The sequence below is a fragment of the Corticimicrobacter sp. genome (assembly GCF_040137905.1).
GTDB lineage: Bacteria > Pseudomonadota > Gammaproteobacteria > Burkholderiales > Burkholderiaceae_B > Corticimicrobacter.
This window is the reverse complement of the sequence record NZ_JBEFDG010000049.1, coordinates 26,521-40,289: the sequence shown is the minus strand read 5'-3', so window position 1 is coordinate 40,289 and position 13,769 is coordinate 26,521. Positions and strand designations below refer to the sequence as shown.

Below are 13,769 nucleotides of genomic sequence, written 5' to 3'. Positions count from 1 at the left end.
GACAGATATTTTATTTTGTAATATTTAATATTTATTAAACACTTTTGATGCAGAAAAGATGGCATCCAATCATGCCAGCTCTTTTCATGCCGGCGTCGACAACTCAGGCGGTGCAAAGCGTCGATTCTGCAGCACAGGCAGGCTGGCACGCGCCTGGACCAGGCGCTCGGCACTCAGTTCGGCAAAGAGCAGCGCAGGCCCTTCGGCCGCCTGCGCCACGGGCACACCCAGCGGATCGACCACGACGCTCCTGCCGATGTTGCGCGGTCCACACTCATCGGCTGCCACCACATAGACGGTGTTGTCGAGTGCCCGTGCACGCGTGACCAGATCCCAGTGATCCTCCTTGAGCGGTCCGCGCAACCAGGCCGATGGTGCCACCAGCACATCGGCACCATCCAGGGCAAGACGCCGGGCCAGTTCAGGAAAGCGCAGGTCGTAGCAGGTCATCAGCCCGACCTTGAAGCCGGCGATCTCGAGCAGCGGCGGCACACGATCACCCGGTTCGACGTGGCGCGATTCCTGCACCGAAAACGCATCGTACAGATGCAGCTTGTGGTACTGCGCCACGACAGCACCATCACGCAACACCACCAGTACGTTCGACACCTTGTCGCGACCGGGTACGGGCACATGGATGCAAAGCATCACCACGGGCCCATTGCGGGTTTCCGGCAACAATGCCTCGATGAAGGGACCATTCAGCGGTTGCGCCGCCTTGAGCACCATGTCCGGATCGGTGATGTCACGCGCCAGTACCCCTTCCGGCAACACCAGAAGATCAGCACCATGCGCCTGCCGGATCAGCATTCGGCAGGTGGCAATATTGGCGTCCACATCGGAAGAAACGGCAAACTGGCCCAGGGCAACTTTCATGGGCCTTAATTTACTCTATTTCAGCCTCTTTTCTCAGCACATGAATGGGCTTGCCACTTTCGATCATGACGCACATCTTGCCGGTACGGCGGCAATGGTCCTGCACCCGCCAGTAGTCACCCTGGCTGACGCAGCCGGTCTGGCAGATGACCATATCGGCCGCCGCCAGGCTTTCCATGAACAGATGTTCATCATGCAAATCGCGGCTCTCGGCGACCAGCCTGTGCGAAATTCCCGCCTCAGGGGCAATCGAAACACCCTCTTCCAGAACAGTTTCATCGAATTCGACCTGTGCATGCGCAGACACCTGGGGAGTGACAAGACCGGTCGTGGCGACAGGCAGCATGTCTGGTGCCGCAACGGTTGCATATTCCTGCCCCATCCGGCGCAGGTTGCGCTCACGCACCAGTTGCTGCACCTGCTGCATCAGATCGCCGATCCTGCGCAGCAGCGTACGACGACGCTCCAGCCCCGGATGCATGTCCTGCATTGACGCCATGTCCTGCTGCGCCCACATCAGGGCCGTGTCGCGGATCACCAGGCGCGCATGCAGCCGCATCTGCTCGGCCTGCAGGCGGGCGATCTCTGCGGCCTGGGCCTGCAGCAGGTCGCTGCAGCGACGCTGGACCTGAGCGTACTGGCGTACCAGCGCAAGATGTTCCTGGCTGAGTTGCCGATGGCTGGTCGCCAGGTGATTCCGGAAAGAAAGGGTCTTGTTCATTGCAATGGAGTCTCCCGACTGCCGGTCTGCGCGGCAGGCATGCATTTTGATGCGAAAGAGGATGACTTCTATTTTTATTTATTGATTGCGCAAGTGTACCCGACACAAATCCTGGCTGCCAGACAATCTCTCCATCCGTTTAGACAAAAATCAATATATTTAAGCCATTTTAAATACACAAAAGAAATATAAAGCCAAGTTTTTGGTATTTCTGAATAGCCGGCCAACATGCTGAAATACTTTCCATGCGCACACACCCTGCGCGCCCTATTTCAACCATTTCTCTGGATCAGAACCATCATGAAGAAGCATCTGACACTCGCAGCCACGCTGACGCTGGCACTGTTCTCTGGCCTGGCCCATGCTGATCGCCTGGACGATATCAAGCAGGCCGGCGTCCTCAAGGTCGCCGCCTTCGACAGCAACCCACCGTTCGGCTACGTGGACCAGCAGACCCGCCAGATCGTCGGTCTGGATGTGGACTATGCCAAGGCACTGGCCGACAAGCTGGGAGTACGGCTCGAGATCCTGCCGACCAATCCGGCCAACCGCGTGCCACTGCTGACATCCAGGAAGGTCGATCTGGTCCTGGCCAACTTCACCATCACCGAAGAGCGCGCCAAGCAGGTCGACTTTAGCATCCCCTATTTCGCCTCCGGCCAGCAGTTCGTCGCCAAAAAAGGCGTGCTCAGTTCACCTGAGCAGTTGAACAGCCTGCGGATTGGCGTCGACAAGGGCACCGTCAACGAAATCGTGCTGCGTGAAAATTACCCCGGTGCCACTCTGGTGGCCTATGACGACACGCCATTCGCCTTCACCGCACTGCGCAATGGCAATGTGCAGGCCATCACCCAGGACGGCCCCAAGCTGATCGGCCTGCTGGCCAACGTACCCGACAAGGAAAACTACGAGATCCCGGCCTTCTCGATCTCCGACGATCTGATCGGCATCGGCATCCCCAAGGGAGAGACCGCACTCAAGTCCTTCGTCGACGAAACCCTGGTCGAGCTGGAATCCAGTGGTCGCGCCCAGCAGATCTACGATGCCTGGTTCGGCCCCGACACCAAAACGCCGCTGGAACGCATCTACAAGATCGGCGACAAGCAGTAAATGCCCCCCGATTTCTGGCTGGCCCCCAAGTATCTCGGCTGGCTGATTCAGGGGTTCGGCGTCACGGTATTGCTATCGGCCATCGTGGCGCTGCTCTCCACCCTGCTGGGCTTCCTGGTCTGCCTGGCGCGGCTGTCCGGCCGTGCCGCGCTGGCCTGGCCGGCGCGTGCCTATCTCAGCCTGTTTCGCAACACCCCGCTGCTGGTGCAACTGTTTTTCTGGTATTTCGGTGCTTCGGCCCTGATGCCCGCCTGGCTGGTGCAATGGCTGAACATGCCCCACGTCTGGTCGCTGACCCTGTTCGACATCCGCTGGCCAACCTTCGAAATGCTGGCCGCCATCTGGGGGCTGACACTGTACACGGCAGCATTCATCGCGGAAGAGTTTCGTGCGGGCGTGCGCGGCGTACCGCCCGGACAATGGGCAGCAGCAGCCTCGGTCGGCATGCGTCCCCTGCAGGTCTGGCGCTGGATTGTCATGCCCCAGGCCGTGCGCAATGCCCTGCCGGCACTCGCAGGCCAATATATGAATACCGTCAAGAATACCTCGCTGGCCATGGCGATCGGGCTGGCCGAACTTTCCTATGCCTCACGCCAGGTGGAAACCGAGACCTTCCGCACGTTCCAGTCATTCGGCATCGCCACGTTGCTGTATGTCGCCCTGGTCGTGCTGATCGAAGTCGGCGTCCAGTGGCTGCAGCGACGCCGGCTGGCCGTACACATGGGGCAATGATGATCCGCCTGTACCGATCACGCTGCCCTCATGCCAACGTGCCTAAAGACTGCGCCAAGCGTCTTTCGGTGTAAAAAGGCCCAGTCCATGGATTTTTCCGTCATCTCCAACAACCTGCTCTATTTCCTGATCGGTGCCTATCCCTACGGCCCGCTGGGCGGTGCCGCACTGACGCTGATCCTGAGCATCCTGTCGGCAGTGGCCTCGGCCGCCCTCGGTCTGGTACTGGGCATTGCCCTGGCCATGACGCGCGGGGCAGCACACACGCTGCTGTTGACGGTACTCGGCTTTTTCCGGGCCATCCCGGTGATCATGCTGATCTTCTGGACCTATTTCCTGCTGCCGATCGTCTTCGGTATCAATGCCCCAGGTCTGGCCACCGTGGTCTGCGCGCTGTCGCTGATCGGCGGTGCCTACCTGGCCCACGCCGTGCATGCCGGCATCCGCAGCCTGCCGACCGGCCAGATGCAGGCCGCCCGTGCGCTGGGCATGCGCCCCTGGCAGGGAATGCGCAGCATCATCCTGCCCCAGGCCCTGCCCATCATGCTGCCGTCGTTCATCAACCAATGGATTGCCCTGATCAAGGACACCTCTTTGGCCTACGTGATCGGCGTGGCAGAGTTGTCATTCGTGGCGACACAGGTCAGCAACCGCGAAATGGTCTATCCCACCGAGATATTCCTGTTCGTGGCACTGATGTACTACATTTTCTGCGCATCGCTGGAATGGCTGGCCAACCGTGCCGCACGCCGCTACGGGCAACACCTGCGGCACGCTTAACCGGCAAAGCCACCCGCATCCAGAAACGCCTGTTCCTCATCCGTGGTCGTGCGTCCCAGTGCGGCATTGCGATGGGGAAAACGGCCAAAACGCCGGATGATATCCAGGTGTTCTTCGGCATAATCCTCGGAACGCCCCAACAGGCGACAGAGTTCGACGCAGCGCATCTGATCGGCCAGATTCTCGGCGTGCATGAACGGCAGATAGACGAACAATCTCAGGCTGACCGGCACCTGCTGGTCCAGACCATTGTCGACACCGGCGCGCGCATAATGCAATGCCAGCCCGTCGGTGGCAAACATGTGGCCGGTATCCCGGAACGCGTTGCGTGGAAACTGGTCGAGCAGGATCATCAGCGCCAACAGGCCATCCGGATCCGAGGCCCAGGCCTCATGCCGGCGATGCGCCGCCGCAAGGTGCGCCTGCATGAAACGGCTGGAAAAATCCTGGTCGAAGACCTCGTCCCTGGAAAACCAGCGCTCGGGGCCGGCTTCTTTCCAGAAATTGACGATGGTGAGAATGGGTTCTTTCGCGGCCGGAATGATGTGCGATGTCATGACTGCCCCCTCGTCGTGTCCGTATTGGGTGCCCGCGATACCGGGCTGCCCGGTGGCATGCGCGGCATGGCGCATGGCTACGGCCGATTGTGCCACAGTTCACCGTTTCTCCATATTCGGCCCACGATTCCTGCAAGGTTGACGCCTAGACTGCAGTCTCACCCATCCACTGCACAGGAGTTCCGCCATGCAATCGACCCGCAGCCTTTCCCGTTCCTTCCGCCTGCTCGGCAGTGCCGCCGTGCTGACCCTGGCCTCACATGCAGCCCTGGCCCAGCCTCCGGCCCCCGGGCCTGACCGCACTCGCCACGAGGCACGCGGCGCATCCACGCCGCATCTCATGGCACACGCCGGCATGCAGGGGGAACGCCCTCTGCGTGGCATGCGCGGACTGGATCTCAGCCGCGAACAGGAAGATCGCATCTTCGCCATCCGCCACGCCGGCGTCCCCGACATGCGCAGTGCGCATCTTGCCATCCGCGATGCACGTCAGGCACTGCACGAACTGGGCAAGGCCGACCGTTTCGACGAGAAACAAGCCGAGCAGCTCAGCACCAGCCTGGCCCAGGCCATTGCGCGCAGCGAAGTGCTGCGACTCAGGACCGACCAGCAGGTGCGGGCCGTGCTGACACCGGAACAGCGCCAGCAATGGGATGAACGGCAAACGCGCCGCCACGGTGGCCCCGACCAGCACGAACCCCGTCACGCGCCGCCGGCAGAGTCCTGATCACAGCAAGTACAGGACCTGTCAGAAAAAATGCCGTTCACGCAAGCGAGTGAACGGCATCAGCCTGTACACGCTGTCATTGAGTCTCAACAGACTCCGCCCCCTGCTCGCCACAGAGGTTCTGCTGCATCAAGTGACGGGCCTCCCCCGCGGAGAGCCCGCGTCCCAGCAAGGCAAACAGCTTGCCGAGCGCTGCTTCGCGGGTCATCGCCCCGCCATTGACCAGTCCCGTCCTGAACAACCGGTCACCTGCGGCATAAACGCCCGATTCGATGGCTCCCGCCTGACATTGGCTGATGGCCACCAGCACGACTCCCTGCGCATGCGCTTGCTGCAGCGCTGCGAGCATGGCGGGATCGTCGGACGGCCCTGTTCCGGTTCCATAGCACTCCAGCACTATGCCCCGTACGCCGGTTGCCAGCAAGGCACCGACCTGCGCAGCCTGCAACCCGGGATAGAACGGCAGGACTGCCAGCGGCACCTCGCTGCATGGCTGGCGATAACACAGTACTTCGGGAATATCTGCCCTGGGCAATGATCCGGACTGCGGCCGGGCCACTACCTGGAAGGCATCCAGGCGCTCGCTGTGAAACTTGGTAGCCCGCACGCCATCCAAACGCTGGCCGCTGAACCAGACATGCACGCCTGCAGGCAACGGCTGCTGCCAGAGCGCCAACGCGCCGAACAGATTGTCCCAGGCATCGGTCGGGGATTCGCACCCCGGCAGCATGGAGCCGGTCAGAACCACGGGTATGGGTGCGTCCGCCAGCAGGAAAGCCAGGGCCGCTGCCGTGTAGGCCAGAGTATCGGTGCCATGCAGCACCAGCACCCCCGCTACGCCTTCATCCACAGCAACCACGATGGCTTCGTGCATCCGCCGCCAATGCACCTGCGACATATTGGCGCTGTCGATCGGCGGCTCGATGGCCTGATAGCGCCACTGTGGCAAGAGATCACGGACATCCGGGGCCAGTTTCGCCTGGCGCGCCGACATCAGGACATCGAATCCTGGTGCCGGCACATAGCCACCGTCCCCCGGCACCATGCCAATGGTACCGCCGGTATACAGAACGAGAATAGGCGCGCCAGACATCACAGCTCCCTGCAAAAAGTCCGATTATCCCTCATCGGGTATCATCGATGTCTTTTCAATGCCTATCCGGCAAGGCTGGTTCCATGTCCCTGTTCAACCTTCCCGCCTGTCCGCAGTGTGCCGAAAACGACACCTACCAGGACGGCAACCTGTATGTCTGTCCGCATTGCGCCAACGAATGGAATGCCGATGCAGCCAGCGGCGAACCTGCCGCAACGTCAGCAGCCGACACACCGCGCAGCGTGCTCGACAGCAACGGCAACCCGCTGGCCGATGGTGACAGCGTCATCCTGACCAAGGATCTCAAGCTCAAGGGCTCTTCGAGCACAATCAAGAAAGGCACCAAGATCAAGGGCATCCGTATCGTGGACGGTGACCATGAAATCGATGCCAAGGTAGATGGCACGGGCGTGCTGCTCAAGGCCTGCTTCCTGAAAAAGGCCTGAGCAGCGCCGCTCCGGCGGTCAGTCGGCCGCCAGGATCACCTTCATGGCCTTTTCCTTGGCCGCATTGCCGAACACCTCATACGCCTTGAGGATATCGGCGAGCCTGAAGCGGTGCGTGATCAACTTGGCCGGCTCGATGCGACCGGACTGCACGGTTTTCATCAGCATGGGCGTGGTATTGGTATTGACCAGCCCGGTCGAGATCGTGATGTTCTGGATCCAGAGTTTTTCCAGATGCAGCTCGACACTCTTGCCATGCACGCCGACATTGGCCACCCGGCCTCCCGGCGCAATGGCATGCTGGCAGACGTCGAACGTCGCCGGAATGCCGACCGCCTCGATGGCCACGTCCACGCCCACACCATCCGTCATGGCCATGAGCTGCTCGACCGCATTGACACGCGTCACGTCGATGACATCGGTTGCACCGAACTGCAAGGCAGCCTCGAGCCGGTTGGGATCGGCATCGAGCATGATCAGGCGTCCTGGCGAATAGAACTGCGCCGTCAGCAAGGCTGCCATGCCCACCGGGCCCGCACCGACGATCGCGACCGTATCGCCCGGCTTGACCTGTCCGGCCAGCACGCCGATCTCGAAGCCGGTGGGCAGGATATCGCTCAGCATCACGAGAGCCTCTTCATCCGCGCCCTCGGGAATCGGGTACAGGCTGTTGTCGGCGTGCGGGATACGTACCTGTTCGGCCTGCGTACCGTCGATCAGGTGCCCCAGTATCCAGCCACCATCGGCGCAATGCGAATAGAGTTGGCGCTTGCAGTTGGGGCAACTGCCGCACGATGTCACGCATGAGATCAGCACCCGGTCGCCCTTCTTGAAATTGCGCACTGCCGCACCCACGTCTTCGACCACGCCCACGCCTTCATGCCCCAACGTCCGACCGGGTTCGACCGCCGGCACATCGCCCTTGAGGATGTGCAGATCGGTCCCGCAAATCGTGGTGCGTGTGATGCGTACGATGGCATCGGTCGGCTTGAGCACGGACGGTGCCGGCTTGTCCTGCCAGTCTTTCTGCCCGGGGCCTTGATATACAAGCGCTTTCATGACTGTCTCCTGGAGTGACGTGTGACGCTTCAATATAAGCCTCTATGACACGACTGTCATGCCGCAGCGCATCGTTCAGGTCTGTGGCTGCACGCTGACCACCTGGTTGCGTCCCTGTGATTTTGCGGTATAGAGTGCCTGATCAGCCTGTTTCATGACCAATGCAATATCTTCCCCCGTACCGGGAAAATGTGCGACTCCCAGCGAGATCGTCAATTCACCGACATCGGGAAACACATACGATGCGACAGCCTGGCGCAACCGTTCGGCCACTTGCTGTGCAATATCCTGACTCGTATCCGGCAGCAGGATCTGGAACTCCTCTCCACCCAACCTGAACAGCCGATCCTGACCGCGCGAACTGGCGCGCATGATCTGCGCCAACTGCACAATCACCTGATCACCCACATCATGGCCATAGGTGTCATTGACACGCTTGAAGTGATCAATATCGAGCACGAGGACAGCAAAGGTCTGGTCGCTGTCCTGCCAGTGCGCGAGTGTTTCTTCCCGAGCCCTGCGATTGAACAGGCCAGTCATGGGATCTGTCTGCGCGTCCAGGTTGAGCTTGCCGATGCGCCGCTGAAGATAGCTCATGCCCTTGAGCAACGCCTTGCGCATCTGTGCCGCCTCGAAATACCAGGCATATACATTGCGAATACGGTCAATGGCGCTTTCGGTATCATCTTCGCGCTGCACCTGATTGGCCAGACGCCACAGCGGCCGCGAAATCACACGGGCCAGCCACCAGGCCAGCAGCAACGTCAGCAACACAGGCGGAATCGAATACAGCAGCACGTCCAGCATCAGCCCCCCCAGATTCGTCAGGGTTGACTCGACCGGTTGCTGTGCCACGACCCCCCAGCGAGCGGCATCGATATGAGCATAGCCAGCCAGCATTTTCTCGTCATGGCTGTTGATGACCGTCTGTGCACCAGCCTTGCCCTGAGTGACCGCAGACACCACGGGATTGTCTGCTGCCTGCTCGCCGATCCTTTCCTGGTCTGCATGATAAATAATCCGGCCACCATGATCGACGACATACAGATTGGAACCGTTATTGCCGGACGGTGTGCCCAGCAGTTCATGCAGGATGTTCTTTTCCTTGAGGCGGATGGTGCCACCGATGAAACCCAGGTAGCGTCCCCGTTCCCCATGAATGGGATAGACAAGGTTGATCACCAGATTGCCGACAGCCGACATATAGGGATCGGTAATCAGGGCGCGCTGTTCGCGCCGGGCCAACAGGGTACCGGGTGTCACCAGCACCTTTCCCTTCAGTTCCAGTGACTCGGGAGAGATGGCCAGCACCCGACCCAGCGCATCCACCACCCCGACCGAATTGAAACTGTTGGTCTGGCTGCGCAGGCGATCCACCTCCTCCTGCAGGAACTCCGTATCCGACATCCGGTCACGCACCAGGGTGCTGGCGTAGGCCAATTGCTGCTGCGCCATGCGCAAAAACATATCGGTACTGCTTGCCAGCTTGCTCGCGTAGGCCTGGTTTGCTTCCAGTGTGGCTGAAATCAACTGGTTGCGCTGCACCAGAAAACTGGCGTAAAGCGTATTGGAAAACACGATCAACGTACTGGCTATGGCCAGCAACAGCATCAGGTGTCGCAGCGTAACGCGCTGCAGCCAGTTCAGGATATTCATAAGCCTGTTTCCGTCAACGCGCACGTCATCCAGACAGCAGCCGTGCCATAACCATCGAATGCTGCCGTATTTTCTGTCTTCGCTGTAAAGCCATGATGTGACCAGAACGTCTCGGCCCCCTGTATCGCCACCAGGCTGATGCCTTCGATGCCCGCCTGGCGCGCCTGACCCAGCAGGTGTGCAACCAGGTGTCCAGCCACCCCCCGGCCACGCGCCGCTACGCCGATGGCCAGATCATGCAGGTGCCAGGAACGGCAATCCTCCTGTCCGGCCAGTGCCTGGTGCAGGCTGGGCGGCGCATCGCCTGCCCAGGGGTGACTCAGCACATAGCCCAACACCGCTCCCTCGGCATCGACGCATACCGCGCATGTCTGAGGCGACACGCGCCATTTGCTGCGCATGACTTCACCATCCTCGAGAATCGAGGCTGGATAGGATTCGGCCTGGATACGAAGGATATCCGGCCAGACGGTTTCGGTCACGGGCAATATGCGCAACATGAAAGGTCAATCCGACACGGTGTTCAGCACACGCTGCCACACCACTGCAAACGATGCCATATCAGGCACCTCCACATCGAATACGTCACTGAGCACCTGACACGCCTCATCGGCACTGCCCAGCGTCATGCGCTCGATCAACGCGCCCTCGGTATCCCGACAGCTCAACTGCGTACCCAACAGGCCATAACGGCCCTGCGGCGTCACTTTCGCCAGGAACGGCATTTTGCAGAAAACAGACGCCGGACTGCTGGAAAGATAATAATTGGTCGCAATATAGTCGACAGGCAGGCAAGGCATCAGGTCAAAGCGATAGATCGGACGCCAGGCCCCCTCGCGCCGAGTCTGCAACAGGTAATCGGTATCATGCCGCAAGATCCGGTAGAGGCCATGCGGAGTCTGCTGCTCATCCGTCGTATCGAGCCGTAGCGGTGCAGTCAGCGTGCCGCCGCCAAAGCCGGCATCGACGACAAAATCACCCACGTCAAGATGGGCCAGCAACAGCATGTGCGAACGTGGCGATATGGCCTGATCGGGCATGCCCCACAACACGCGGGCAGCCAGCCGGGTGATGCGGAAGCCGGACAGTTCCAGAACGCGGGCCAGCAAGCCATTGTGTTCAAAGCAATAACCGCCCCGCCGAACCGGTCCGAGGAGCTTGTTGGCAACCGCCTCCGTGTCGATGGAGACAGGCCGTGCCAGCAAAGGATCAAGATTTTCGAACGGCAACGCCAGGGGATGCAACAGGTGAATGCGCTGCAGCATGTCCAGGGTGGGCGCACGAGTGCCGATATAACCTATTTTCTCGAAATAGGCGGGCAGGATGCTGGTTTCAAGGTCGGTTATCAATGGCAATATTACGCAAAGATCGTAAGCTGCCAGTCAGCATACCGGATTGATACTTCCGCGCAAGCCTTGACAGCCCGACTTCACCCAAATTGAAGATTGGATACGACAGTCCCCCTATAATTCGCCCTCCCAGGCTGATTTCTTACTGTTCTTTCACTGCTCATATGGCCCTGCGCTCCACCGTCTACAAGGCGGACATTCATATCGCCGACAACGACCGTGCCTACTATGGCAGTCACACTGTCACCGTAGCCCGCCATCCGTCGGAAACCGACGAACGCCTGATGGTTCGCCTGCTGGCATTCGCCCTGCAGGCCGATGCCGAGGACAGGCTGGCCTTTACGCGAGGCCTGAGCGAAGCCGACGAACCCGACCTGTGGCGCCATGACCTGACCGGTGCGATCGAACTGTGGATCGAGACCGGCCTGCCGGATGACCGTCGCCTGCTCAAGGCCTGCGGCCGCGCGCAGCAGGTCATTGTGTATGCCTACGGCCGCAATGCCGAACTGTGGTGGGCAGGCATACGCAACAAGCTGACGCGCACGCGCAACCTGACGGTCTACGGCCTGCCGGCCGATGCCACGCAGGCGCTGGCTGGACTGGCCGAACGCGGTATGAGCCTGAACGTGAACGTGCAGGATGCGTCGGCGTGGGTATCGGGCGATGCTGGCGAAGCCAGCGTGGATATTGTCCGCTGGATGCCGGAATCACGCTGACGCGACATTGACAGTCTGTTCTCGCCGGCAGTGCCCTACGCGGAGCGCAGACGAATCCGCGTGATTTCCGACGGCGCACCCAGCCGCATCGGCGGTCCCCAGTAGCCGGTCCCGCGGCTGACATAGACCTGCAGTTCGCCCACGCGCTTGAGCCCGGCCACGAAAGGCTGCTGCATCGGGACAAACAGGTTCCAGGGAACGAACTGCCCGCCATGCGTATGGCCGGACAGTTGCAGCCGGAAGCCGGCCCGTTCGGCCGCCACAGCACTGCGTGGCTGGTGCGCCAGCAATATGCGCACCGCCTCTTCGGGAATCCCTTTTGCCGCCGCAGCCGGATCGCTGCGATGCGCCGGATCGAATGCCCCGCCACTGTAGTCGGTCACGCCGGCCAGCGCCAACAGGGCTGCCTCGCGCCGGATCAGTACATGCTGGTTCATCAGCACGGTCATGCCCAGACCACGGAAGGCCGTCACCCAGGCATCGGCACCGGAGTAATACTCATGATTGCCCGTCACCATGAACACACCGTCACGGGCACGCAATCCAGCCAGCGGAGCCACATGCGGGGCCAGCACATCGGTCTGGCCATCCACCAGGTCGCCGGTCAGGGCAATGATATCGGGCTGCAGGGCATTGGCCGCGTCAACGATGCTCTGGACATAGCCGCGTTTGATCGTCGGCCCCACATGGATATCCGACAGTTGAACAATGGTCAGCCCATCCAGGGACGGCGGCAGCCCCGGCAATGCAATCTCCACCGTTTTGACCCGGGCCAGACGGCGCGCATTGAACACAGCGGCCAGGCTGGCCAGCAGGGTCAGGGCCAGGACTGCCCGTGCGCTACCCTGCAGCACCCCTGCGGACAGAGGATCGAAACCTTGCAGCAACCAGGCCAGGCCGAGTCCCGCATCCCTGATGAAAGTGCCCACCAGCAGGAAGGAAAAGGCACCGAGAGCAATGAATCCGGCCCAGGACAGGATATCGGCCCATGTGCCTTGCGCCGTGCGCTGGCGCAGAAATGCCGAGCAGATGAGAACAAACGACAAGGCCAGCACCAGGCACCCTGCCAGTTGCCAGCCAGGCGACAAGGCCAATGCCGGCATCAGGCGCAGGCCCACATAGCCATGCAGGAACAGACCAACGGCAAGCAGTTTCAGGATAAAGGGCATGGAAAGAACCTGGAGTACGGAAGCTGACGGTATTGTGCAGGATGCTGCGGTGGACGCCCAGCAAAACATCATGCGGCACTGCCAGGACGAATCGACATGCGTCTGGCAGTGATCGAGTCCAGCCTCAGCCCATCCACTCCACCAGCAGCAACCGCAACGCAAACACGATCAGCAGCACCCCCATGGCGCGCTCGAACAGCCAGCCATTGCGCAGAAAGCGGGCCCGTACGGCAGGGTGGGTGAACATCAGGCTGACCAGAACGAACCACAGTGCATTGACGACACACATCCACACGCCATACAGCGCCTGGATCGCCAGCGGCGTCGAAGTGCTGACCACGGTCGTGAATACCGCCAGGAAAAACAAGGTCGCCTTTGGATTGGTGGCATTGGTCAGGAAACCCGTCCAGAACGCACGTACCGCCCCCTGGCGAAGTGCTTCCTGGGAGCCCTCCGAATCATGCGCATCGGCTCCCGCTGGCCGACTGCGCAGGAACTGCACACCCAGGTATATCAGATAGCCGCCCCCCAGCAGGCGTACGACATCCATCAGCCAGGGGGTTGTATGCAAGAGTGCGCTGACCCCCACCAGCGTATAGACAACATGAACCGAAATGCCCAGGCCGATGCCCAGCGCAGTCAATATCCCGGCCCGGCGGCCATAGCGGACACTCTGGCGTACCGTGACGGCGAAGTCAGGCCCAGGAGCCACGACGGCCAGGAAATGGATCAGCGCCAACCCCAGAAATTCACCCCAGATACTGCCTGTCATGCCATG

At 60.8% G+C, this 13,769-nt stretch carries 16 protein-coding genes; 6 read left to right on the top strand and 10 right to left on the bottom strand.

Annotation, left to right across the window (positions count from 1 at the left end; all coding sequences use genetic code 11):
- Positions 1-84: 84 nt before the first annotated feature.
- Positions 85-876 (bottom strand): deaminated glutathione amidase, encoded by a 792-nt coding sequence (locus ABN482_RS08505; RefSeq protein ID WP_349503577.1) that lies wholly within the window; start codon positions 874-876, stop codon positions 85-87.
- A gap of 10 nt (positions 877-886) precedes the next feature.
- Entirely contained in the window at positions 887-1,597 is a 711-nt protein-coding gene (locus tag ABN482_RS08500; protein ID WP_349503576.1) for a DUF2325 domain-containing protein, read from the bottom strand.
- Positions 1,598-1,897: 300 nt separating this feature from the next.
- Between ABN482_RS08500 and ABN482_RS08495 the strand changes: the two genes are divergently transcribed.
- The 3 genes from ABN482_RS08495 to ABN482_RS08485 all read left to right on the top strand — a co-directional run bounded on the left by ABN482_RS08495 (position 1,898) and on the right by ABN482_RS08485 (position 4,219).
- Complete coding sequence (locus ABN482_RS08495) at positions 1,898-2,707, top strand: ABC transporter substrate-binding protein (protein WP_349503575.1); 810 nt, start codon at positions 1,898-1,900, stop codon at positions 2,705-2,707.
- Positions 2,708-3,439, top strand: a complete 732-nt coding sequence (locus tag ABN482_RS08490; protein ID WP_349503574.1) for an amino acid ABC transporter permease — start codon at positions 2,708-2,710, stop codon at positions 3,437-3,439. It abuts the gene before it with no gap.
- An 87-nt stretch (positions 3,440-3,526) separates the two neighbouring features.
- Entirely contained in the window at positions 3,527-4,219 is a 693-nt protein-coding gene (locus ABN482_RS08485; RefSeq protein ID WP_349503573.1) for an amino acid ABC transporter permease, read from the top strand.
- On the opposite strand, the gene ABN482_RS08480 is transcribed toward ABN482_RS08485, so the two are convergent.
- Positions 4,216-4,776, bottom strand: a complete 561-nt coding sequence (locus ABN482_RS08480; protein ID WP_349503580.1) for a DUF924 family protein — start codon at positions 4,774-4,776, stop codon at positions 4,216-4,218. The genes ABN482_RS08485 and ABN482_RS08480 overlap by 4 nt on opposite strands.
- 187 nt (positions 4,777-4,963) lie before the next feature.
- On the opposite strand from ABN482_RS08480, the gene ABN482_RS08475 reads away from it, so the two are divergent.
- On the top strand, positions 4,964-5,503 hold the full coding sequence (locus ABN482_RS08475) for a Spy/CpxP family protein refolding chaperone (protein WP_349503572.1): 540 nt from the start codon (positions 4,964-4,966) through the stop codon (positions 5,501-5,503).
- Between the two features lie 76 nt (positions 5,504-5,579).
- Here the strand turns inward: ABN482_RS08475 and ABN482_RS08470 are convergent, their stop codons facing one another.
- The gene (locus tag ABN482_RS08470; protein ID WP_349503571.1) at positions 5,580-6,596 is read right to left on the bottom strand and encodes an asparaginase; all 1,017 of its coding nucleotides are present in this window, start codon (positions 6,594-6,596) and stop codon (positions 5,580-5,582) included.
- A gap of 83 nt (positions 6,597-6,679) precedes the next feature.
- Between ABN482_RS08470 and ABN482_RS08465 the strand changes: the two genes are divergently transcribed.
- Entirely contained in the window at positions 6,680-7,042 is a 363-nt protein-coding gene (locus ABN482_RS08465; protein ID WP_502877267.1) for a zinc ribbon domain-containing protein YjdM, read from the top strand.
- 18 nt (positions 7,043-7,060) lie between these two features.
- Here the strand turns inward: ABN482_RS08465 and ABN482_RS08460 are convergent, their stop codons facing one another.
- The 4 genes from ABN482_RS08460 to ABN482_RS08445 all read right to left on the bottom strand — a co-directional run bounded on the left by ABN482_RS08460 (position 7,061) and on the right by ABN482_RS08445 (position 11,106).
- Positions 7,061-8,101, bottom strand: coding sequence for a zinc-dependent alcohol dehydrogenase family protein (locus ABN482_RS08460; protein ID WP_349503570.1), 1,041 nt, complete (start codon positions 8,099-8,101; stop codon positions 7,061-7,063).
- 75 nt (positions 8,102-8,176) lie between these two features.
- Positions 8,177-9,757 (bottom strand): sensor domain-containing diguanylate cyclase, encoded by a 1,581-nt coding sequence (locus ABN482_RS08455; RefSeq protein WP_349503569.1) that lies wholly within the window; start codon positions 9,755-9,757, stop codon positions 8,177-8,179.
- A complete protein-coding gene (locus ABN482_RS08450; protein ID WP_349503568.1) occupies positions 9,754-10,257 on the bottom strand; it encodes a GNAT family N-acetyltransferase in 504 nt (167 codons plus the stop codon). Before ABN482_RS08450 ends, ABN482_RS08455 begins: the two co-directional genes overlap by 4 nt.
- A 6-nt stretch (positions 10,258-10,263) precedes the next feature.
- On the bottom strand, positions 10,264-11,106 hold the full coding sequence (locus ABN482_RS08445; protein WP_349503567.1) for an arylamine N-acetyltransferase family protein: 843 nt from the start codon (positions 11,104-11,106) through the stop codon (positions 10,264-10,266).
- Positions 11,107-11,270: 164 nt separating this feature from the next.
- Here ABN482_RS08445 and ABN482_RS08440 point away from each other — a divergent pair, with 164 nt between their 5' ends.
- Complete coding sequence (locus ABN482_RS08440; RefSeq protein ID WP_349503566.1) at positions 11,271-11,822, top strand: YaeQ family protein; 552 nt, start codon at positions 11,271-11,273, stop codon at positions 11,820-11,822.
- Positions 11,823-11,857: 35 nt separating this feature from the next.
- Here the strand turns inward: ABN482_RS08440 and ABN482_RS08435 are convergent, their stop codons facing one another.
- Together ABN482_RS08435 and ABN482_RS08430 are read right to left on the bottom strand one after the other, a co-directional pair.
- The gene (locus tag ABN482_RS08435) at positions 11,858-12,991 is read right to left on the bottom strand and encodes a metallophosphoesterase (RefSeq protein WP_349503565.1); all 1,134 of its coding nucleotides are present in this window, start codon (positions 12,989-12,991) and stop codon (positions 11,858-11,860) included.
- Between the two features lie 124 nt (positions 12,992-13,115).
- Complete coding sequence (locus ABN482_RS08430; protein WP_349503564.1) at positions 13,116-13,763, bottom strand: LysE family translocator; 648 nt, start codon at positions 13,761-13,763, stop codon at positions 13,116-13,118.
- Between the last annotated feature and the right edge of the window lie 6 nt (positions 13,764-13,769).

Excerpts from the sequence above, each read along its gene's own strand:
- ABN482_RS08475 (WP_349503572.1), top strand. The coding sequence starts at position 4,964 with ATGCAATCGACCCGCAGCCTTTCCCGTTCCTTCCGCCTGCTCGGCAGT.
- ABN482_RS08435 (WP_349503565.1), bottom strand. The coding sequence starts at position 12,991 with ATGCCCTTTATCCTGAAACTGCTTGCCGTTGGTCTGTTCCTGCATGGC.
- ABN482_RS08500 (WP_349503576.1), bottom strand. The coding sequence starts at position 1,597 with ATGAACAAGACCCTTTCTTTCCGGAATCACCTGGCGACCAGCCATCGG.
- ABN482_RS08490 (WP_349503574.1), top strand. The coding sequence starts at position 2,708 with ATGCCCCCCGATTTCTGGCTGGCCCCCAAGTATCTCGGCTGGCTGATT.
- ABN482_RS08460 (WP_349503570.1), bottom strand. The coding sequence starts at position 8,101 with ATGAAAGCGCTTGTATATCAAGGCCCCGGGCAGAAAGACTGGCAGGAC.
- ABN482_RS08455 (WP_349503569.1), bottom strand. The coding sequence starts at position 9,757 with ATGAATATCCTGAACTGGCTGCAGCGCGTTACGCTGCGACACCTGATG.
- ABN482_RS08450 (WP_349503568.1), bottom strand. The coding sequence starts at position 10,257 with ATGTTGCGCATATTGCCCGTGACCGAAACCGTCTGGCCGGATATCCTT.
- ABN482_RS08485 (WP_349503573.1), top strand. The coding sequence starts at position 3,527 with ATGGATTTTTCCGTCATCTCCAACAACCTGCTCTATTTCCTGATCGGT.
- ABN482_RS08480 (WP_349503580.1), bottom strand. The coding sequence starts at position 4,776 with ATGACATCGCACATCATTCCGGCCGCGAAAGAACCCATTCTCACCATC.
- ABN482_RS08430 (WP_349503564.1), bottom strand. The coding sequence starts at position 13,763 with ATGACAGGCAGTATCTGGGGTGAATTTCTGGGGTTGGCGCTGATCCAT.
- ABN482_RS08495 (WP_349503575.1), top strand. The coding sequence starts at position 1,898 with ATGAAGAAGCATCTGACACTCGCAGCCACGCTGACGCTGGCACTGTTC.
- ABN482_RS08465 (WP_502877267.1), top strand. The coding sequence starts at position 6,680 with ATGTCCCTGTTCAACCTTCCCGCCTGTCCGCAGTGTGCCGAAAACGAC.
- ABN482_RS08440 (WP_349503566.1), top strand. The coding sequence starts at position 11,271 with ATGGCCCTGCGCTCCACCGTCTACAAGGCGGACATTCATATCGCCGAC.
- ABN482_RS08505 (WP_349503577.1), bottom strand. The coding sequence starts at position 876 with ATGAAAGTTGCCCTGGGCCAGTTTGCCGTTTCTTCCGATGTGGACGCC.
- ABN482_RS08470 (WP_349503571.1), bottom strand. The coding sequence starts at position 6,596 with ATGTCTGGCGCGCCTATTCTCGTTCTGTATACCGGCGGTACCATTGGC.